Annotated in this window: 21 protein-coding genes and 2 pseudogenes; 8 read left to right on the top strand and 15 right to left on the bottom strand. The window is 52.8% G+C overall.

Annotation, left to right across the window (positions count from 1 at the left end; all coding sequences use genetic code 11):
- The first annotated feature begins 480 nt into the window (after nt 1–480).
- Nucleotides 481–1272 (top strand): hypothetical protein, encoded by a 792-nt coding sequence (locus EKL15_RS02515; RefSeq protein ID WP_157800483.1) that lies wholly within the window; start codon nt 481–483, stop codon nt 1270–1272.
- 651 nt (nt 1273–1923) lie between these two features.
- Here the strand turns inward: EKL15_RS02515 and EKL15_RS02510 are convergent.
- The 4 genes and pseudogenes from EKL15_RS02510 to EKL15_RS02495 form a co-directional block, all read right to left on the bottom strand.
- Nucleotides 1924–2139, bottom strand: a pseudogene (locus EKL15_RS02510) (hypothetical protein); the annotation flags it as partial.
- Nucleotides 2130–2324 (bottom strand): phage filamentation protein Fil family protein, encoded by a 195-nt coding sequence (locus tag EKL15_RS02505; protein WP_100396484.1) that lies wholly within the window; start codon nt 2322–2324, stop codon nt 2130–2132. The pseudogene EKL15_RS02510 and the gene EKL15_RS02505, both read right to left, overlap by 10 nt.
- A 9-nt stretch (nt 2325–2333) precedes the next feature.
- Nucleotides 2334–2843 (bottom strand): phage regulatory CII family protein, encoded by a 510-nt coding sequence (locus tag EKL15_RS02500; protein WP_100396483.1) that lies wholly within the window; start codon nt 2841–2843, stop codon nt 2334–2336.
- Between the two features lie 32 nt (nt 2844–2875).
- Complete coding sequence (locus EKL15_RS02495; protein WP_100396482.1) at nt 2876–3097, bottom strand: regulator; 222 nt, start codon at nt 3095–3097, stop codon at nt 2876–2878.
- Nucleotides 3098–3223: 126 nt separating this feature from the next.
- On the opposite strand from EKL15_RS02495, the gene EKL15_RS02490 reads away from it, so the two are divergent.
- From EKL15_RS02490 to EKL15_RS02475, 4 genes are all read left to right on the top strand, one after another.
- The gene (locus tag EKL15_RS02490; protein ID WP_100396559.1) at nt 3224–3787 is read left to right on the top strand and encodes a phage repressor protein CI; all 564 of its coding nucleotides are present in this window, start codon (nt 3224–3226) and stop codon (nt 3785–3787) included.
- Nucleotides 3788–3799: 12 nt separating this feature from the next.
- Nucleotides 3800–4954, top strand: coding sequence for a DUF262 domain-containing protein (locus EKL15_RS02485; RefSeq protein WP_100396481.1), 1155 nt, complete (start codon nt 3800–3802; stop codon nt 4952–4954).
- Nucleotides 4935–5621 (top strand): HEPN domain-containing protein, encoded by a 687-nt coding sequence (locus EKL15_RS02480; RefSeq protein WP_157800482.1) that lies wholly within the window; start codon nt 4935–4937, stop codon nt 5619–5621. Before EKL15_RS02485 ends, EKL15_RS02480 begins: the two co-directional genes overlap by 20 nt.
- Nucleotides 5622–5739: 118 nt before the next feature.
- A complete protein-coding gene (locus EKL15_RS02475; RefSeq protein ID WP_100396480.1) occupies nt 5740–6774 on the top strand; it encodes a tyrosine-type recombinase/integrase in 1035 nt (344 codons plus the stop codon).
- A 395-nt stretch (nt 6775–7169) separates the two neighbouring features.
- On the opposite strand, the gene EKL15_RS02470 is transcribed toward EKL15_RS02475, so the two are convergent.
- The 8 genes from EKL15_RS02470 to EKL15_RS02435 all read right to left on the bottom strand — a co-directional run bounded on the left by EKL15_RS02470 (nt 7170) and on the right by EKL15_RS02435 (nt 14812).
- Nucleotides 7170–7913 (bottom strand): ankyrin repeat domain-containing protein, encoded by a 744-nt coding sequence (locus tag EKL15_RS02470; RefSeq protein WP_100396479.1) that lies wholly within the window; start codon nt 7911–7913, stop codon nt 7170–7172.
- Complete coding sequence (locus tag EKL15_RS02465; protein WP_100396478.1) at nt 7910–9385, bottom strand: phospholipase; 1476 nt, start codon at nt 9383–9385, stop codon at nt 7910–7912. The genes EKL15_RS02470 and EKL15_RS02465 overlap by 4 nt, the downstream gene beginning before the upstream one ends.
- Nucleotides 9386–9818: 433 nt before the next feature.
- Nucleotides 9819–10211, bottom strand: a complete 393-nt coding sequence (locus EKL15_RS02460; RefSeq protein WP_157800481.1) for a hypothetical protein — start codon at nt 10209–10211, stop codon at nt 9819–9821.
- Between the two features lie 14 nt (nt 10212–10225).
- Complete coding sequence (locus EKL15_RS02455; RefSeq protein ID WP_100396476.1) at nt 10226–11242, bottom strand: hypothetical protein; 1017 nt, start codon at nt 11240–11242, stop codon at nt 10226–10228.
- Between the two features lie 143 nt (nt 11243–11385).
- The gene (locus EKL15_RS02450) at nt 11386–11736 is read right to left on the bottom strand and encodes a hypothetical protein (RefSeq protein ID WP_148045834.1); all 351 of its coding nucleotides are present in this window, start codon (nt 11734–11736) and stop codon (nt 11386–11388) included.
- 183 nt (nt 11737–11919) lie between these two features.
- Nucleotides 11920–12612, bottom strand: coding sequence for a 4-hydroxythreonine-4-phosphate dehydrogenase (locus EKL15_RS02445; protein ID WP_049202222.1), 693 nt, complete (start codon nt 12610–12612; stop codon nt 11920–11922).
- Between the two features lie 32 nt (nt 12613–12644).
- Nucleotides 12645–13646, bottom strand: coding sequence for a 4-hydroxythreonine-4-phosphate dehydrogenase PdxA (gene pdxA / locus EKL15_RS02440; RefSeq protein ID WP_193158913.1), 1002 nt, complete (start codon nt 13644–13646; stop codon nt 12645–12647).
- A complete protein-coding gene (locus EKL15_RS02435) occupies nt 13643–14812 on the bottom strand; it encodes a four-carbon acid sugar kinase family protein (protein ID WP_127554737.1) in 1170 nt (389 codons plus the stop codon). The genes pdxA and EKL15_RS02435 overlap by 4 nt, the downstream gene beginning before the upstream one ends.
- A 58-nt stretch (nt 14813–14870) precedes the next feature.
- On the opposite strand from EKL15_RS02435, the gene EKL15_RS02430 reads away from it, so the two are divergent.
- Complete coding sequence (locus tag EKL15_RS02430) at nt 14871–15776, top strand: LysR family transcriptional regulator (RefSeq protein ID WP_203088722.1); 906 nt, start codon at nt 14871–14873, stop codon at nt 15774–15776.
- Between the two features lie 55 nt (nt 15777–15831).
- On the opposite strand, the gene eco is transcribed toward EKL15_RS02430, so the two are convergent.
- Nucleotides 15832–16344 carry a serine protease inhibitor ecotin gene (gene eco / locus EKL15_RS02425; RefSeq protein ID WP_049202226.1) on the bottom strand — a complete coding sequence of 171 codons (513 nt, stop codon included), beginning with the start codon at nt 16342–16344 and terminating at the stop codon, nt 15832–15834.
- Nucleotides 16345–16484: 140 nt separating this feature from the next.
- Nucleotides 16485–17330 (bottom strand): 5'-methylthioadenosine/S-adenosylhomocysteine nucleosidase, encoded by an 846-nt coding sequence (locus tag EKL15_RS02420; RefSeq protein WP_060429826.1) that lies wholly within the window; start codon nt 17328–17330, stop codon nt 16485–16487.
- A gap of 147 nt (nt 17331–17477) precedes the next feature.
- Between EKL15_RS02420 and EKL15_RS02415 the strand changes: the two genes are divergently transcribed.
- Both EKL15_RS02415 and ybjG read left to right on the top strand, forming a co-directional pair.
- The gene (locus tag EKL15_RS02415) at nt 17478–18212 is read left to right on the top strand and encodes a phosphatase PAP2 family protein (protein ID WP_070913975.1); all 735 of its coding nucleotides are present in this window, start codon (nt 17478–17480) and stop codon (nt 18210–18212) included.
- A 5-nt stretch (nt 18213–18217) separates the two neighbouring features.
- A complete protein-coding gene (ybjG, locus tag EKL15_RS02410; RefSeq protein ID WP_060440718.1) occupies nt 18218–18823 on the top strand; it encodes an undecaprenyl-diphosphate phosphatase in 606 nt (201 codons plus the stop codon).
- Between the two features lie 37 nt (nt 18824–18860).
- Here the strand turns inward: ybjG and EKL15_RS02405 are convergent.
- Nucleotides 18861–19340: pseudogene (locus tag EKL15_RS02405) on the bottom strand (hypothetical protein); the annotation flags it as partial.

The raw sequence follows: 19340 nt of genomic DNA, 5'->3' as shown, positions 1-19340 counted from the left end.
TAGTTCGGCCTAAAATTATACGGTAGTTGGCTTTTAGCTGTAAAAAGCGGTAATGGACAGATGCATGAGTGAGGAAAATTGAACCGGGCGCTAGATCAGTGACAATACTTTAGTCCTACTGACGAATGAAGGCTGCCGACTTTGTGTTCCCGCTAACCCCAAGTAGAGAGAGTCATCTACCACTGATATTCTATGACTCGCACCGAACTTTTGCATCACCCCAAATTATTTGTATGAGGCATTCCGAACTTGTAGTAATTTCGGACGGGGGTTACCCCCCCAACTCAACCAAATAAAACAAGGGGTTACGTGAAAGCGTAACCCTTTTTTCTTGGAAATGGCGGCAAAATGGCGACACACAGGGAACATAAGACACAATGTCATTTCAAAAGCTTCCCTGCCCGCAAGCTTAAGTCGCCACGTCACATCGAATAGCTTGCGGCAGCAAGCCGGGCCAATACTTCATTAGAGGATCATTTCATGGATTTTTCGCCATTTCTGGAGAAATGCAGGGAACTATTAAATGAGTGGAAATCTTCATTATTAATTGGCTTAGCAAGTGCGATATTTATAGTTATTTTACCTCGGTCACCTCAAAGTGAGTGGGTCACACTCGCATTCATAATTGCTTATGCAATGGCTTCTCTATCCATTGCTAGCTTTATCGTTAAAATAATAAATCTCATGCACACAAAACGTAATCAAAAGAAAGAAAATAGAGCGAAAGAAGAGAGTTTGGCGCTTTTAAAGTCCCAACAGATAAATACCGCGAAACTGATATTAAATGAAATGAGCTCTTCACAGAAAAGGATTTTAAGGAAACTTCTTTCTGGCCCGTCAATGTTTGATAGCTATAGTCTTACACGAACTAGTATGAGGGAGGATTTGCGCTTCTTGCAAGAGCGTGATTTTATAATCCTGATAGATCAACTCAGTTCCAGCAAGGCAATATTTCAATTAAATGAACTATTTACTGACATCATCTTTTCCGAACAACAAAAAGAAATCGCTTTCTACACAGATGAGTTCCTTTTATCTTATAAAGATGAAATACCAAACCTGCTAAATAATTTTGTCTCTACAAACCCCAAAATTAAGCTACCTAAAAGTATAATAGCTGACAGATTTAAATACGGACCTGCTTTAAATTTTTATTGGGATAAACATGAGCTAACGGTAAGATTCAACCCACACTACAAAGAAATGTTCGAAAGTCGTTTGAATACTGAGCTAAATGAATCTGCAACCTATGAGTTAATAGAAGCAGAGTAATCATTCAAACTAAAATTTCATCTATTCAAATATTTCAGTTCTTTACTGGGGGAGGAAAGTTGCAGCTCCCTTGTAACGCCTAGGTTTCCGAGTTCTGGTGACTTTTCCGCGCGATCCTTCCTAGCAAGCACAAAACTCACGTAAAACATAATTTTTCTTTTATTTTCATATGGTTGATATAACCACAAGATCCTTCTGAGATCGTTAAAACTGAAAAACACTGAAATTCTTTTCAATCTTTTCAGTTTGGGTTTGCTCGCAAAGCCCCAGGCGTGGCGCGGCCCGGCGGGATGTTTTGTAGAAAATCAGAACTGAAAAAATTTACTGATCCAAATTGCGCAGGCGGGTGCGGTGTAGTGCCGTTTTCGTGGGCAAGATGTTTATTTCTTGGGGTTTCTGCCGCGCTGGCGGCACGCTGCTGCGGTGATCGGATTTATTCGCGTGGGATTGTCGCCGGGCTGGAAAGCGGCTCAGAATGGCGCACAGGCGGCCAGATTGCGGGCATGAAAAAGCCCGCGCGGGGCGGGCTGGTGTTTCCTGGTGCTGGCTTTCTTGTTTGTTCAATTTCTACACGGTTACGCGCTCAAATGATAATTGGTTGTGTAGATCAATTACTCATTATTGATCGGTGCGAGCGATCAATATTTAGCCCTACCCAATCACTGGCGCGTATTTGCTTTTCAGCTGGCTGGACTTCGTGCCGGCGGCGCTGATTGCCTGCGCGTTCTGCGGTGCGCCGGTGTTGCTGTGGGTGTGGGCGGCAGTCTGCTGCGCCAGCTCCTGCACCACCTCCAGCGTTTCCAGCATCAAGACCATCACGTTGATTTGCTCGCTCCCCACCCATACCACCGGGGCGATCACTTCCTGAAGCGGAACCACCAGGGGCAGCGCTTGGCCTGCTTGCCTGGTGCAACGGAATACCCTGAAAACACCACTCGGCTGGCACATGGCTGCCAGCGCTGGCCGTTCGGCAACTCAATCCAACCATGGCCAAAGCTGGCCATCTGCGGGGCCGGTGATTGTCGTTTCAGGTATTGCGCAAAAGCTTTCATTTAGTTACCTCAACTCATGCCGAACGCCGGCGCGCAGGTGTTGAACACATCAACAGCGGCGGCCAGCACTGGCGTAGATTGGAAACGCGCTTCTACCGACACGACGATCAGCGACAGATCACGAATTGCCTGGTTGGCACGGTCGAGAATGGCGTTTTTACGGGATTGCGTCATAGGCGCATTGGATGCGGTTTCGCCGGCGCTAGCGCCGATCGCCGCAGTGGCGCTTAACGTGTGAGTAGGCAAGCTGTTGGGCTTTGCCTCGTTGGTAGGCACCGCCGGCAAGCAATTAAGTTGCGCCAACAGGCCATCAAGGATTGCCGCATCGTCAGTAATCGCGGTGAGCATCACTAGTTGGGAAAGCGTCAACTCATGCGGCTGCTCAGGGTTCAGCTTATTGCGTAGCACCTGCGGCGAGACATTCAGTGCCGGAGCCAGCTCTGCCAAGTTGTGGGCCTGAGCGAATCGGCGGCAAGCGCTGCTTAAGTGTGAGTGTTTAGACGTTTGGTAATCAAACATAGCGGTTTCCCTCCCCCTATCGCAAAATCGAACTATGCAGTAGCAATGTCACAATTTGAGAGAGCATCAACGGTCAACTGCGCAATGTTGATCATGACTTTTTCGCGTTTTTTATCTTTACGCAGGCGATGACGAGGCAAACGTCCATCGGCCAACATGTCATTGATAGTATCCTCAGCTAAACCAGTAAGTTCGCTGTAACGCTCTATCGTGACGTGAGGTGTGATCAGAGTGATTGAAATGTTAGGTCGCATGGTGCAACATCCCTCGTTTAGCAGTGTTTATCAGTGACGAATAGTGACAGTTCACATTTTGAAATCATATGAACTATAGGATCACTTAATGAAATCGTCAACAATAAAGTTCACATGGTGAAATCTATGGATTTGGTAAAAGGTGGGCGCGGTGCCATCGAACGCATGATGGAAGCCTATGGATTTGGGTCTCGACAAGCTCTTTGCGAGCAGTTGGGGGTATCCAAAAGCACTTTAGCAACTCGCTATATGCGAGATTCGTTCCCTTCAGATTGGGTTATCCAGTGCGCCATTGAAACCGGATATTCTTTGCAATGGCTTGTGACAGGTATGGGAAGAACCAGCAATGATATAGAATCTGATATCATTGAGTTACCCAGAAAAAAAATAATATCCGGGAAACTATTTGAGTCTAATAAATATTTTTTCGACAAAGCAATACTACCGACTGTATACAAAAAACCATTCTGCCTAGACGAGGGAAATACTAGCTACATATTAGATGAAGTTGAAGGAACAATCACCGATGGAAAATGGATTGTCAATATTGATGGCTCTTTTTACCTAAAAGATATAACTAGAGTACCTGGAAACAAAATTTTAGTTTCATCAAAAGAAAGTAATTTCGAATGCTATTTGGATGAATTAAAATTCTTAGCTAAAGTTGTAGTAATAATAACCAAAAAATAAAATGGAGATAATATGCTAGATAATACCGCTGTCAATGATGACATCATTGAAAACTTAAGTGATGAGCAAGATGATACTTACTCAAATGACGACCTGTACAATATTAACTCGTGGGGGGCAGACTTATCTTTTCGTGAATTAATAACGATGTATGATGAGAACGAGCTTTTAAAACCAGAACTTCAAAGAAATTATGTATGGGACAAAGTCGAAGCCAGTCGATTTATCGACTCACTATTACTTGGCCTTCCGGTTCCAAGTGTGTTTTTAGCAAACACTACAGACAGCAACAAATTAATCATTGATGGTTACCAAAGAATAATGACTGTATATGACTTTGTAAAAGGTATATGGTCAAAAGACAACAAAGTATTCCGTCTATCTAATAGCACAAAAATCAACAGCCAATGGAGAAATAAAGCCTTTAGTGAGCTAACTCCAACTGAACAAAAGAAAATAAGAAGCACAACCATTCATGCTATAATTTTTGAACAAAACGCCCCTTCTGACGACGATACAAGCCTGTATCAAATATTCGAAAGGATCAATACAGGCGGGCGTTCGCTTATGGCTCAGGAAATTAGAAACTGTGTTTATCAAGGAAAATTCAATTCATGCTTGATCGAACTGAATAATTATCAAAACTGGCGTAATCTTTTTGGCACGACAGCTCCAGACCCTAGAATGAGAGATATGGAGTTCATCCTTAGAGGACTTGCATTAGATACAGAAAAAGTTCGCGGGCATGATAGTGGCAACATCTCTTTAAAAAAACTGCTAAATGAATTCATGGGGCATAAGGAGAATAGCACCACTAAAAAAATTGAACTTTTCCAAAACCAATTTACTAAGACTATTGACTTCATCTATACAAACATTGGCGAAGATGCTTTTTTCAACGTGGTTCAAAGCTCTCCACCTAAAATCCGCCGTAGATTTTACCCAACAGTGTTCGATGCAGTATATGTTGCAACAGCAATAGCTTTGCGGCATGACGGCAAGAACGGATACACAATACCAACTGCCAATCTTGAGCAAAAGCGATTTAATTTATTAACTAATAGTAAATTCAAAAATCACGTTACTGCAGGAACAATGCAAATAGACAATATCCATGGAAGAATCTCTATGATTTTGGAGGAGTTGTATGGACTGCAATATCAGTAATGTGAATGCTAAAGAAAGCATAAATAATTGCTGGGCTGAGTTAATAAAAATAGAGCACCTAATTGAAGGAATGGGCAGCACGGCTAACCCTGTCCCATATTTAGTAAGATACTCAATAATTAAATCCTGCGGAACTGTTGAGTATTCATTTAAAACAATAATTTGCGACCATAAATTTGAGTCACACAGCCCTCAAGTTCAAAATTTCATTGACGATAAATTTAGGAAAAGCTCAATGAATCCTAGTTATGAAAATATTATGAATGGGCTAAAATCCTTCGACGTAAGATGGAGAGACAAGTTTAAAAACAAAATAAATGCCCACCATGATAAAAACAGGTTAATTGACTCACTTAAGTCTTTAAATACAGCTAGAAACACATTTGCACATGGTAGTAATCCAATTGCCTCATTTTCAAATGTTAAGGAATACTTTCGCCATTCAGTCGAAATATTGCAAGTTATGGAATCGTCTATTCTTGAAGCGGAAGAGGAGGCTCAAGCAGCAACAGAAGAAATGGTAGATACTGATACAATTACAACAGCTGAGGTAATGTTAGCAGCAGCTTCTACTTCTGAAATGATGCCAGAAACTGAGGCAACAACACCCTCTATGACTGAAGTGATACCAAATATCACAATGCCTGGGAGGGAAGCACCCTACTAGAGCAAAGTAATCACTTTTTACTATCCTTGCCTCAATGTTTGTTCTTTATTAACCAAACATTGACCACTGTGATTATATACAGTTAACTATAGTCCAAAGCAAACCTTGGTGAACTATAGTGACAGTTCGGAAACAATCATCCGGTAAGTGGTTATGTGAGTGCTACCCTGCAGGCCGTGAAGGCCGCAGGGTACGTAAGCAGTTCGCAACCAAGGGAGAAGCCTTGGCGTTTGAGCGCTTCACTATGGAACAGGTGGACAATAAGCCGTGGTTAGGTGAGGCAATTGACCGCCGTAAGCTGAGTGAGGTTGCCAAACTTTGGTACAACCTGCACGGCCAATCCCTCACCGCTGGCGAACGCACCTACAAAAAACTATGCCTTGTGATTGAAGCCCTAGGCGATCCCCCTGCTACCACCTTCACCGCAAAAGACTTCGCACATTATCGTGATAAGCGTTTGTCCGGTGAAATCTACTTTTCCGAGAAGTGGAAGAACGGTGCAGAACCAGTCACCGTTAATCTTGAACAAAGTTACCTAAGCGGCATGTTCAGCGAGCTAGCTCGGCTAGGCGAATGGAACCAGCCCAATCCGCTAGAGAACATGCGTAAGTTTACTGTCGCAGAAAAGGAAATGGCGTGGCTTACCCACGCACAAATCACGGAGCTATTAGCAGCCTGCAGCAAAGGCGATACTGATTTGCCGCTTGTGGTCGAGGTATGTCTCAGCACCGGCGCACGCTGGCGAGAAGCGGAAAATCTTACCCGGTCACAGATAACACCGCATAAGATCACCTTCATCCGTACCAAAGGCAAAAAGAACCGCAGCGTGCCGATCAGCAAAACACTGTATAAGAAGCTGGTAGCACGGGGTGAGGACAGACTTTTCAGCGAATGCTATTTCCGATTCATGGCCGCACTCGAAAACACCAGCATTCAATTGCCCAAAGGCCAGCTAACCCATGTGCTACGCCATACTTTTGCCGCGCACTTTATGATGTCGGGCGGCAACATTCTGGTGTTGCAACGTATCCTTGGCCATCATGATATTAAGATGACGATGCGCTATGCCCACCTTGCGCCGGAACACCTCGAAACCGCCCTGCAATTCAATCCGCTGGCGACGATGCCAAGTGGCGACAAAGTGGCGGCATAGGTTGGCAATGCCCGCATTTCCTCACCCTTAACCGGTATAGAAACTCCTTACAAAACAATTAACTTATTGATTTTATTATTGTAGTGAGGAAATCGGGTTTTTTGTTGCCTGAAACAGCCCGCAATACCTGCTGTCGCTGCCTCGTCGTCAGACATAAAGCATCCTGCCTCTGGGTGTCGCTTACGCCAGCATCCCCATCAATGTGCAGGTTTCAAAATAGAAACGCTGCTTGTGGGTTCGCCACTGTTCGGTGGCGCCAAAAACGGCTCTTAACAGCACCACTCTCGTCACCATCAGCTGGGTGCTCTTTGGTGGCTCATTCCCTGTATGTCATCACGTCATGGAAGTGCACTGGGGGAAGTGCCAGCATTGTCCGCCATGAGACTCGAGGCAAACTAATTCACCTGTTTTATTTTTTCTTTAATTTTAATTAGCTTTTTTATGTACGCATTACTCTTATCCCCTTTGGCTATTTCCGCAGAAATCAGAGAGAGGAAGCTGTCATTAAAATCATCTTTGGCTAAGGGGTTAGCGCCATGAGCCAAAAGAACCTCAATGTGCTCAGGGCAACTGTTATACAGCGCATTAATTAATGGAGTTCTGTTCATAGCCCCTTTGATATTAACATCAGCTTTGTTCGCAATCAGCACCTTTAATGTTTCGGTATTCTTCGCTTCAAAACTTTCAAAAATAATAGGTTGATTATGAACCTTATCTCTGGCGTTTGGAGAAAGGCCACCTTCCAGCATGGCCTGTATCCAGACACCTTTGTCCGCCTTCATAACAAACTCAGCGGGGCTACCTGGCGTGTTAGGTTGAGGTTGTAATGGATCTGCCCCCGCCTTGACCAGATCCGTAATGATCTTGAGCCGCTCTGGCGTGTTCTTGTCAAAGATAGCGTTATTTATCGCCCAGAACAATAAGGTCATTTCTTCCTTAGCTGGACGATTTAAGAGCTCTTTGTTTACTGATGACAACAGTTTATCCAACTGCGGCCTATCACCATCATAAATGGCTTTGGCAATGTCCAATTGCTGACCGTCAAAATAATCCTGCGGTTGTAAATCCATACCTTGTTCGCACCCCTGTATGATGAGCATAGACACTACCATCGTGATAATGAGAATAAGCTTTTTCATATTCTTCCCTTGATTGTGGCAATGTCATCGTCTTTTTCATTTTCAATGCATTGTATCGCCTGGTCTATACCGTGCTTATCCAGCAGTGAGCCTGTTCCACCGGGAAGCGTGTGTTTAACCCCTACGGCATCAGGAGCCAACATGGACAACCGCTCTTTCGCCATCACCGCGGGCGGATAAAAATTGAGGTCTTTGGCATCCTCCCACAAATCAACCTCCTGCAGCTTGGTCAACAGCTCCCCTTTTACGCGATACGCCTGAATATTATCGACACTGCCTATTATAGAGCCGCCGTATTTTTCTACGGTTCCCGCATGCAATCCAGCGGCATTAAACGTCCAAGCTGGCTTGCCGCTGGCCATGGAGGCAGCAGACGCCATGCCACCGCCCAGCGAATGGCCAGATATCCCAACATCGCCTTTGATTGCTTTGCCGATATTAACCGCTTTTTTGTAGTATTCAGAATTAAGCCCTATTCCCTGAGCACCATTGTTTGTCCAGTCGCTCAGGTTTTTAACGCCTGACAGGTCGCCTTTTAATAAAGCTTTTTGAACTGCAGTGCTTATTCCTTCCGGGAGCTCAGGCGCACGCGATCCTCGAAACACCACCGTCGGACTCATCGCTTTACCAAAGATACTCTCGTCTGGTTGATAAACTCGGGCTAAAAAATCAGGATTTATCGGCTTGTCATAAAGCATTTTACTGTCCAGACCAAGCCTATTTAAAGCTCGCTCGTCATTACTGATATCTTTCCAGCCCTCCGGTACTCCAGGTAGTTCGCCTAGTGAATCGGTGGTCTTGTAAACATTCTCAGCCAACTTCGCCTTTTCGACCGCGACGTTGTTCTCCGCCAATCGCTGTGCCGCCATGCGCGCATCCGGGTAAATGCTGCGGTTGCCTCGCCCTATCAGGTACTGGCGTTCTTGCCAGCGTTCTGCCTTGGTCATCGGACGGATGGGCTGTACCGTGGCGGCAACGGTTGCCACTGCGGTAGCGATAGCTTGCTGCAGAGGGGGATTCCGGGTCGTATTCTGCCTCGCCGGCAGCACCGTCGGTTTTGCCCGCCGGCCATAGCGGCTGACCATTTCCTCATAGCGGGCGATCACGCGCCCAGTTGGATAAAAGGCAGGAAGAGAGCTGCCGGGATAGCGCTGTAATCGGCCTTCCGCGTCGACGTAAAACGCGTATTTGGTCGGCGTCCAGGCGCCTATTTCCTCATCAATCGCCAGCAAACCGCCCCGGTTGAGGTCATCGAATACGCTGCGCTTCACAGCCGCGTCCTCACGATAACCGGTGACGCCAATACCGGATTGAGTATTACGGGTTATGGAATACCGGCTGCTTATCGATATGCCGGCTGCGCCGCCGAACAGATAATGCCGTTCCAGCTCATGGCGCGTTTGTGTCGGGGTGAGTATCCGGGAGAAACTTTCCGGCGCCGTGTGTTCAGAAAAGAGAGAGAGCAGCTTCATACGGCACCAGCCCGTACGTCGGTCCCTTGAGGCGGCGTTCCGGCCCCTTTCCTTGTCACCTCGCCGAGATTTAGCGAACGATAACGCATTGGATATCCTTATCTTGCAGGTCACTGCATGTCCGTGAATGTTCGAAAAACTAGCACAATTCAGCAAAGATTGCTTTGTTGTCTTGCTGTTCACACCGTAACACCCGGTGGAGGAAATCCATGCAGTGGCGTTTTTCGGCAGCGGCGTCTGGCATACGCCATAGGAAAATAAATCTCAGATAAAAGTCTGGCGGAAAATCAGAAGAGATATAGAGAAAAGGAAAAATGGCACACCCCATTTGCTTAGGGGCTTTTGCTACCAAAACGTGTGCAGCCCTAGCCCTCCAGGCTGAGTGATTTTCCTGGTCAGTGAGGATTTTGCAGAGTTCATTGCTATTGCCGGTTCATATCCAAAAAGACAACACAACCAGCACGATGAAAATGGGAAACAAACTGAAGTACAAGGCCGTATACTTTCTAACCCAACCGACCCTTTCAGTGGGTTGCTGTCGGAGGAAAGCATAAGAAGCTTCCGGCAAATACTCTCCAGCAGCGATTTTAATTTTCTTACGCTCAAGAATTTTTCTAAAGAACCACGCGACAGGAAAACTCCCCAAGAACCCCATCCGGGCCAAGAACTTATCATAGCCTGGCATGAGCAACCCCGCATCGAGATAGTTCTCGACTAGCTGAGCGTAGTTAGACTTATTCTTAACAAACAACACTAAACTTACTAAAAATAGCAAGATAAAAACAAACCCAAGCGCCACAAAAACTTTTGTTAAAAACAGCTCCACTGCCGACATCCTCTTCAGTCAAAAAATAGCGTGTTTACGCTGTCACCAAACTTGCTTCCAACTTTATCACCAGCGGCTCCGCCTAGCAGCCCTCCCCCCAGCGATCCTACCAATCCACAGGCAAACGCAGCGGCACCACCTGTAGCAACGCCGGCAGCCACACAAATTCCGCCAACCAGCATAGCTCCGCCGCTTCCCCCCAAAATGGCGCCTCCAGTGCTGAAACCAAACTGACTGTACTCTTTGACTGCGACCTTCGGACAGTCCCCCTCACGCCCAGCGGTGCATGCATACATCACTTCATTGGTTGCATTCAAACCTGAGAACGCAATAGCAATATACCCACCACTTTTCATGAAAGTGGCAGCCCGTGAGGCGCCCTCCAGGTAAGTGGCATAACCTCTAATTGCACCAACCCCCGCTGTAGACCATTCGTGAACAATAGACTTACTGGAAAGATTAAGTGCATGCCGCATATCTTCATAGGGTTTAAACTTCACCGCCTTTTGCACCAGTCGCGACAAAACAGGCTTATTTACCATAACCTTAAGCTCTGCGAATAATGCAGCGCGTTCAGCATAAAATTGTTGGCTAATCAGGCTACCTTGAGAGCGAAATTGACTCTGATAACTCCGTTCAATTTTCTGTAACGTAGACTCAATCTGTCGGAAATACTTCTCACCGACATCGCTCGCAGTACCGAATAACTTGTCTCCTGCCGACGTGAGTGCCGCAATGGCGCCATAGTTTCGTTGCAAAAATCCCGCATCATCTGTGGTCATCGGCGCAATGGTACGATTCACATTTTGCTTCGTCAGCCTTAAAAGGCGCATGGTATCAGGCGTGAGGGGGTTTTCTGGATCCATGAGCAGCACAATTTGCCCCGGCTTTAACCACGAACTATCGGCATTGACCGCCATAAATTGTCTGCTGGCATCGTTGGTGCGGCCACCAAAAAGCTGTTGTGCCTGAAAGGCAAGTGGCCCAGGCTGCTCAACAATGCAATAACCGGGAGGAAGAGGTTTGGCCATTAAGATATCCTTTCTCAAATGAAGCACATATTTCAAATCACGGCAAAGCAGTGTGCATGCAAATAGGCAACGGTTGCAACCACAGGAAAGGATTGTTGTGATGTTTAATGGCGCCGGCCCCAGGCCGGCGCAGCAACGCCCGTTTAGAACCGCTGTTTGATAGGTTCATCACTGTTCAGATTGCCGTTGGCCTGCGCTTCCCCGCAGGTGGTAGGGCCAAAGGCCACCACTTTGTCGTCGCTGTTTCTGAAGCCGACGTAGAACGGCGTCACGGTGCCGTTCGGCAAGCGGTGGTTATAGTCGTGGCACACGCCCTGGCCGTTCAGCGTCGGCCGGGTGGCGATCGGCACGCCGAAATCCCGGCTGACCGAGCGCTTGTCGGCGCCGACGTGAAAGGCCTCGGCGATCTTTTGATCGCGCAGCAGGCTGAAGGTATCGCAGCCGGTTAACAACAGGCTCACCGCCACAACGGCACTCCCTAACCCTTTATTCATTTTTCACTCCCTCTATATATATTGAACCTGGCGGCAATTACGCTGTTTTGCCGGGTAAACGTCGGCGAGCGCCCAAGGGCGTGCCTGCTCGCTAGAGCATTAAAAAGAGAAGCCATACAAATTAATGATTCAACGAATGAGATAACCGCCCCATCGCCGTGGAAAGAACCGAATGGAGACGCGTTACAGTTTGCGGATCACATTGCCAATCAGGCATTTCACGGCGTTGACTTGCGCCGTCAGCCCCGGCTTGTCGGCGGGAAACACGCCGTCCAGCGCCGCGGTACCGACGGTGAAGCCAACCGCATTGCCCGTCACCACGGCGGCGATGCGATCTTCGCGGTCGATAGACCCGGCGATATAAACCGGTTTGTCGACCGCATCGCACACCCGCCGAATCAACGTCGGCACGTCGCCGGCAAAGCGGTAGGCCAGCAGATCCAGCCCTGTCACGCCCGGTAAAGCGGCGCGCTGGCGGGCGCTGGCGACAATATCGTCAATGTCACCTTCCAGCACGCTGGGGTGGCCGCTGATGCGGCCGGCAAACGGATAGTAGCGTAGGCCAGACTGACGAATGATCGGCAGCACGCTTTCCGGCCGCGTTCCCCCCATCAATACATCAACGCCCAACGCCAGCGCCGCGCGCGCCGAATTCATCTCGCTTTCCTCATCCAGGCTAACCACTTCCAGATAAGCGGTGGCGCCACCGGCGTGGATCGCCTGCGCCAACTGTTTGAGTTGATCCAGCGGCAGGCCGATATCCTTAAAGCCGATATGCTTCACGCCGGCAGCCAGCACCTCTGGTAGCCGCGCTTGCGCATCGGGCACCGTGCTGTCGTTGCGCGTCAGCATGAAAATAAACTCGGGTGTGTGCATGGTGTTTCCTTATTGTCTTCAGGTGATATGAGTTATTGGGCGTGCAACATTTTTTCCGCCTGCCGGAAGGCGTACAGCAGGCTGGCGTGTTCCGCCCGTCCGCTGCCCGCGATATCGAACGCCGTACCGTGGTCGACCGAGGTGCGGATAAACGGCAGGCCGACGGTGACGTTAACGCCATGATCCACCCCGAGATATTTCACCGGGATCAGGCCCTGGTCGTGATATTGGGCGACCACGATGTCGAACTCCCCGCGCCGGGCTCGCATGAAAACGGTATCGCCGGGCCAGGGGCCGCTGACGTCCAACCCCTGTTCCCGCGCCAGGGCGATGGCGGGCACGATGACGTCAAGATCTTCGCGGCCGAACAGGCCATTCTCCCCGGCATGCGGATTCAGGCCGGCCACCGCAATGCGCGGTTTCGCTATGCCCAGCGCCCGACAGGCCGTTTGCGCCAGATGAAACGCGCGCAGTTCGTTTTCCACGGTCGCCGCGTCGATGGCGTCCCGCAGCGAAACGTGAATGGAAACCAGGATCACCCGCAGCTCGTCGTTGGCCAGCATCATGGCGAAGTCCTGGGTGCCCGAGCGCGCCGCCAGGATCTCGGTGTGCCCCGGATAATCGATCCCCGCCAGGCGCATCGCCTCCTTGTTCAACGGTGCGGTGACGATGCCGGCGATACGCCCCGCCAACGCCAGATCGATGGCGGCAACCACCCAGGCATAAGACGCCGCGCCCGCGCGCTTATCGAGCCTGCCGAGGGGCAAGTCTGCCGGCAGCGCAACGCCGGCGGAATAGACGGCGGTTTCTCCCCGCATCCAGGCTTCGTCCCATCCCGCCAGCGAGGCGGGCAGCTCGCGGATGTGCAGCGTCAGCCCCAGACTGGCCGCCGCGCGCGCCAGGGCACCGGCATCGCCAATCACCACATAAGGCGTGCTCAACCGCTCTTTGGCCGCCAGTTTGGCGATGATCTCCGGCCCGATGCCGGCGGGATCGCCCATCGTTATCGCCAGCGGCAAGGTGGAAAGGGTCATCGTTCTTCTCCTTCTCGGTCAGCGCGCAACCGGGTTACGCAGTTCAACAACGTGGCAGCCCGGCCGAAACCGCCCGCCTTGGTGGCGAATGGCAGCCTACGGCCCGGCAGATTTAACAACCCGAAAGGCACGCCGGGTTCCACCTCACCGAACAGCGTCAATGAGCCGGCCGCCATGGCGTCGACGATGCGCCGCGCGGTATCGCCGCCGGTCGCCACCAGCCCGTCGAAGGCGGGCGTGCAACGGCTGACGACCGCGCCCAGCGCAGCGGCATGATCCGCCGTGGCCGCTCGCGACCGGGGCGACATCAGGCAAACCACATCGGCACGCGCAAACGCCGCTCGCACCTCTTGCGCTACCGCCTCGGGATCGGCCGCTTCCGGCAGCGTGACCAGCACCGCGCCCGCCTGCCGCAGGCTTGCCAGCTGGGCGTCATTCGCCGGATGCAGGCTACCAATCGCCACCAGCACCTTGCGGGCTCGCAGCGGCGGTTGAGCGGGCGGCGCGTTCTCCTCCGAGGACAACGCACGCGACAGCGCCGCCGCCAGGCCCGGCGATCCCACCCACACCACCGGTTCGGCAATGCCGATCCGCCTCACGACCTCATCCAGCTCGCCGTTGTCTGCGGCGTCGAATACCTGAAAGCGCGTCGGTTCCAGCCCCGCCATGCGCTCCATGACGTAGCCGGTGACGATCGGGTTCTTCGGATCGCGCGCAAAGGCGGTCTGCTCCAGCGCGACGCCGTCGACGTATTGCCGGCCGCCCACCGTGGTGCGGCCGGCATCCGGGAAGGCCGGCGCGACGATGGCGAGACGGCGCCCGCTGCCCGTCAGTGCCCCGCGCGTTTCCGGCCCCAGATTGCCGCGCAGCGTGGAATCCACCGTTTTGTAGATGAGGCGCGCCGGTTTCACGCAGGCGGCGGCATGGCGAAAACGCCGCTCCGCCTGCTCCGGCGAAACGAAGCGGGAATCTAAATCGAAGGCGACGATCTCCGCGTCCTGCAACGCGGCATCGGGCAGGCGCAGCATGACGCAGGCATTCAGTCCGCGTGCGGCGAACGGGGCCGCGCCGTCGAGCGCGCTGGTAAGATCATCGGCGAGAATGGCAATCATCGCAGTTACCCGTAAGTGGAAAGTGATGCACACTTTGGCGGATTTGGCTGGCAATAAAAAACGATTTGCGTAGTATCGATGATTGACAAAAACTCAATCAAAAGGGGGCGCAGTGCGTCAACGAAGATTGCCTAACCTGGCAGTATTGCGGGCTTTCGAAGCTACGGTGCGGTACGGCAGCGTGTCGAAAGCCGCCAAATCTCTCAACGTCACCGACGGCGCCGTCAGCCGCGCGGTGCGCGAATTCGAGCAGACCCTGGGATTCGCGCTGTTTCAACGCACCAGCCGCATGGTGCATCCGACGCCGCAGGCGCAAGAGCTGGCGAGCGAGATCGGCCGAGGGCTGGACAACCTGCAGTCGGCGATCGACCGCGCCTGTCGGCATCATCAGAATCGCCCGTTGGTGATCTCCTGCGAGCCGACCTTTCTGATCCGCTGGCTGATCCCGCGTCTGGCCGGTTTGCAGCAGGCGGTGGGGAAAGAACGCGATCTGCAGCTGGTCTCCGCCGGCGGCGCCGTCGCCTTCTCGCGTGAAGGCATCGATCTGGCGATCCGCCGCAACGATTTCCCGATCGCCGACGACGTGGTCGCCCGCCCGTTCCTCAAAGAACGGGTCGGCCCGGTATGCCGCCGGGAGCATGCCGCGGCGGGGCGTGAACTGCGCGGTACCCTGCTCCACACCGAGACGCGCCCGTACGCCTGGCGCGACTGGTGTGCCTACAGCGGCATCGAGATCCGGCCGGGCAACGAGCTGCGTTTCGAACATTTCTATCTCAGCCTACAGGCAGCGGTCGCCGGTGCCGGTATCGGCATCGGCCCGTTGGCGCTGGTGGCGGATGATATCGTCAACGGCGCACTGGTGGCGCCATATGGCTTTGCGCCTGACGGGACGGATTACGTGCTGATGACCCAGGCCGACGCCCAGGAGGATGCGATCTTCTCAACGGTGTTGGATTGGCTAATCGCCATGGGGGAAGAAACCGAACGGGCGGTGTTGGTGGGCGAAAAAAAAGCGTAACGGGGGAAAGTCTCCGCCTGCCGCGCAGGGCAAGCGGAGTGGCGTCAGACGGCGATTACTTCTGTTCGGCCTGGCTTACGGTGTCTTCGGCTTTCCAGATGCGGTATTTCACTTCCGCGTCTTTCGGCGCGTATACCACGATCGGCAGGCGGCTGTTGTAGCGCTGCATCGCGGCATCACCCAGGTTGGCGGCGATGAATTGCTTGGTCTTGGTGTTGTCCGGGCAGCCCATCAGCGTGGAGGCCGGATCGGACAGCTTCTCCAGTACCAGGTAGTCATAGCCCCAGCCGGAGAGGGTTTTGGTCTCCAGCGTGCCGCCAATCATGTGGCGGTTGCAGTCCACTTCCAGCGTCTTGCCAATCAGCAGCTCCACCTTGTAGTTCTCTTCGTGCTCTTGCTTCGGCAGGTAGATCACCTGGCGGTTCATGCCCTTCTCGGCTTTCGGGTAAGGCGCGATTTTTTCCAGCGGCTGTTTGCTGATATCCGCATCATCACCAGAGGTCGCCGCCATGGCGCCGGCGGAAACGGCCATCAGCAGGCCAGAAAATACAACGGATGCCTTGTTCATGTTTTATCCCTACACCTTGTCAAATAATCCGCCTATAAACTAATACACTACAGCCAAGCCCGCCACAGGTTTAATCTTCTTTACAATAGGCGATAAATAGTGACAATCGCCTGATATCGCCGATTAACCGGAGTAATGACTCAGCGTTTCTTCAGGTTGGCAACATAGGCCTTCACCACCTGATAGACATAATCCTGGCATGCCAGCCCGGTTTGCGGATCGTATTTGCCCTGATTGGTGATGTTGTTGGACAACACGCGAATGCCGACGAACGGCACCTTGAACTCAGCGGCGATCTGCGCGGCGGAGGCGGTCTCCATCTCTTCGACCGACGTCCGGTAGCGGTCGTGGAAATAGCGAATGCGATCCAGCTCGCTGTTCCATACGTCGGCCGAGCCGATCACCCCTTCCACGACCTTGCCCTGTCGGTAATCGCTCTTAACGCTTTGCGCAATCGCCAGCAGGTTGGGGTCGGCGGGAAACTGACGCAGGCTGTGCGCCTTTTTGTCCTCGCCGGCGCTGCCTTTGGAAGCCAACAGATCCATCGGCTGCCACTGCCGCGAGTCGCTGCCTTCCCCCAACGCCTTGGCCGGCGTTTTGAACGCCCCGAGATTGACCGAATATTTGCCCAGCACGATGTCATATACTTTCAGTGCCGGATCATGGCCGCCGGCGGTACCCTGGTTGATGATCGCCACCGGGTGAAACTGCGTGGCGGCGATCGCCGTGGCCGCCGCGGCGTTGGACATGCCCTTCAGCGTCTCCGACACCACCACCGGGTAGCCGTCTACGGTGCCGTGCCAAAAGCGCCAGCCGCCGATCTGCTCCTCGCGCGGGTTTTCCAACCGCTGGGCAAAACGTTCCGCCTCCACCGGCATGGCGCCCTGCACCACGATCGGCCCGGCGGCCGCAGGTTGGCCAAAGCTCAGCGGAGAAAAGGCCGCACCGGCAGCCGCCAACAGTAAGACACGCGCTTTATTCTGCATCACCACACTCTCATCCCGAAAAAAAGCAAACGATTACCTTAGCCGAAGGCGGTGGTCTCGGATAGGGTTTTCTTACCGGTGGACTAAGGTTTTCTTAAGACAGAATTATTACAGTGGCGTTATTCAATCCTGCCACCGAGCCTGCGCGTGAATCCAGAATCGTCATTAAATCAATCCTCAACGGCACCGCAAATTAAGACAACCGCCCTTTACTCCCTGCCGGCATCCTTTTACCGTTGGCAGGTTTTTGGCCTGCTGATCAGCGGCCTGCTGTTCCTGTGGCTCTCCCGCAACGAACAGCTGGACTGGGCGATCAGCAACTTTTGGTACGATCCCGCCAGCCGGCATTTCCCGTGGCAAAACAATTATTGGCTGGATCTGATCAACCACCGCCTGCTGAAGCAAATAGTGATCGTCGGGGCGGTACTGACGCTGTTTTGGGGCATCTATCGCCGCAGTGCGCGCCTGATCGTGACCATGCTGTTGATCGGGATCGGCCCGTTGGTGGTAGGCATTCTCAAGGCCACCAGCGCGCACTCCTGCCCGTGGGATCTGATCGAGTACGGCGGCAAAGCGATGTCCTTCCCGCTGTTCGGCGCGGTACCGGCGCTGCCGGGCCCCGGCCGCTGCTTCCCCGGCGGGCACGCCTCGAGCGGTTTCGCGGTCATGGCGTTGTTTTTCCTGTTTTATCCGCAGCGTCCGCGCCTGGCCTGGTGGTGCTGGTGCGGCGGCATTGCGCTCGGCATGCTGATGGGCTTTGGCCAGATCATGCGCGGCGCCCATTTTCTTACCCATAACCTGTGGGCGGGTTGGTGGGTTTGGTTAAGCCAGTTGGCTATTTATTGGACGGTTAGCGGCTATTGGCGCCGCAAGACGAGGTAACGGTTATGGAACAGTTGAACCATTTTCTTTTCGCCTGGATCAATGCGACCCCGGCGTCTCCCGAGTGGACGATCGATTTCGCCACCTTTTTGGCGCGCGATCTGATCATCATCGTGCCGCTGCTGATCGTCGGCCTGTGGCTGTGGGGGCCGCAAAGCCAGCTGGTTTCGCAGCGCCAGGTGGTGGCGAAAACCACTATCGCGCTGCTGTTCGCCATGCTCGCCGCCGCCACCATCGGCGCGCTGCTGCCGCATGAGCGCCCGTTCGTCGCCGGCGTTGGCTATACCTTCCTGGCACATGCGCCGGACAGCTCGTTCCCGAGCGATCACGGCACCGCCATCTTTACCTTTGCGCTGGCGTTTCTGTTTTGGCACCGGGTCTGGTCCGGCGTGCTGCTGATGATCGTCGCCGTCGGCATCGCCTGGTCACGCGTTTACCTCGGCGTGCACTGGCCGCTGGATATGGTCGGCGGTTTCCTGCTCGGCCTGGTCGGCTGCCTGTTCGCCCAACTGGTGTGGAATCTGTTCGGCGATGTCATCGCCGACAAGCTGTCGCGCCTGTATCGTTTCCTGTTCGCCTTCGCCATTCGCCGTGGCTGGGTGAAAGAGTAACTGCACAACATGACCGGGGCGTTACCGCCCCGTTATTTCACACCACGCCGGTGGTCACGCAAAACGCCCGCGTTTTTCCCGCCCCCAGCATCATTCCCGCCTCTTCCTCCAGCGCATTCGGGCGACAGTTCGCCGGCTGGATAAAAGCCAGCAGCCGCCGGTTGCCCTGAACGGCGATGCGCCGCAGGCCATAGTTGAATTGCCCGGTAGCGAAGCGCGTCACATAGCGCCGGCCTTGCGACGCCAGCATAAAGAACTCGGCCTGATCCACATAGCGCGACAGATCGTCGGAGCACAGCAGTTCCTGCCCGAGCGCATCCCCCAACAGCGCCGGCGCCGGCAGGTTCTGACGGAATACCGCGTCGGGAATGCAGCCGTAGTTGAGGCGACACACATAGCGCAGCGGCTGCGGCCGCTCGGCCAGGTTGGTGACCGTCATCTCAATGGCGAACTGTGCGCTCTGCGCCGCCAGACGCAGCGCCGGGCCGATGCGCCAACGCCCACCCGCCCGCTCCCC

This window comes from Serratia sp. 4542 (genome assembly GCF_016805595.1).
Lineage (GTDB): Bacteria > Pseudomonadota > Gammaproteobacteria > Enterobacterales > Enterobacteriaceae > Serratia > Serratia nevei.
Note: the sequence above shows the minus strand (reverse complement) of the source record. Positions and strands in the feature narration are given on the sequence as shown.

Bases quoted from the DNA above. Each gene is read 5' to 3' on its own strand.
- EKL15_RS02515 (WP_157800483.1), top strand. From the start codon at position 481: ATGGATTTTTCGCCATTTCTGGAGAAATGCAGGGAACTATTAAATGAG.
- EKL15_RS02505 (WP_100396484.1), bottom strand. From the start codon at position 2,324: ATGAAAGCTTTTGCGCAATACCTGAAACGACAATCACCGGCCCCGCAG.
- EKL15_RS02500 (WP_100396483.1), bottom strand. From the start codon at position 2,843: ATGTTTGATTACCAAACGTCTAAACACTCACACTTAAGCAGCGCTTGC.
- EKL15_RS02495 (WP_100396482.1), bottom strand. From the start codon at position 3,097: ATGCGACCTAACATTTCAATCACTCTGATCACACCTCACGTCACGATA.
- EKL15_RS02490 (WP_100396559.1), top strand. From the start codon at position 3,224: ATGGATTTGGTAAAAGGTGGGCGCGGTGCCATCGAACGCATGATGGAA.
- EKL15_RS02485 (WP_100396481.1), top strand. From the start codon at position 3,800: ATGCTAGATAATACCGCTGTCAATGATGACATCATTGAAAACTTAAGT.
- EKL15_RS02480 (WP_157800482.1), top strand. From the start codon at position 4,935: ATGGACTGCAATATCAGTAATGTGAATGCTAAAGAAAGCATAAATAAT.
- EKL15_RS02470 (WP_100396479.1), bottom strand. From the start codon at position 7,913: ATGAAAAAGCTTATTCTCATTATCACGATGGTAGTGTCTATGCTCATC.
- EKL15_RS02465 (WP_100396478.1), bottom strand. From the start codon at position 9,385: ATGAAGCTGCTCTCTCTCTTTTCTGAACACACGGCGCCGGAAAGTTTC.
- EKL15_RS02455 (WP_100396476.1), bottom strand. From the start codon at position 11,242: ATGGCCAAACCTCTTCCTCCCGGTTATTGCATTGTTGAGCAGCCTGGG.
- EKL15_RS02450 (WP_148045834.1), bottom strand. From the start codon at position 11,736: ATGAATAAAGGGTTAGGGAGTGCCGTTGTGGCGGTGAGCCTGTTGTTA.
- EKL15_RS02445 (WP_049202222.1), bottom strand. From the start codon at position 12,612: ATGCACACACCCGAGTTTATTTTCATGCTGACGCGCAACGACAGCACG.
- pdxA (WP_193158913.1), bottom strand. From the start codon at position 13,646: ATGACCCTTTCCACCTTGCCGCTGGCGATAACGATGGGCGATCCCGCC.
- eco (WP_049202226.1), bottom strand. From the start codon at position 16,344: ATGAACAAGGCATCCGTTGTATTTTCTGGCCTGCTGATGGCCGTTTCC.
- EKL15_RS02420 (WP_060429826.1), bottom strand. From the start codon at position 17,330: ATGCAGAATAAAGCGCGTGTCTTACTGTTGGCGGCTGCCGGTGCGGCC.
- ybjG (WP_060440718.1), top strand. From the start codon at position 18,218: ATGGAACAGTTGAACCATTTTCTTTTCGCCTGGATCAATGCGACCCCG.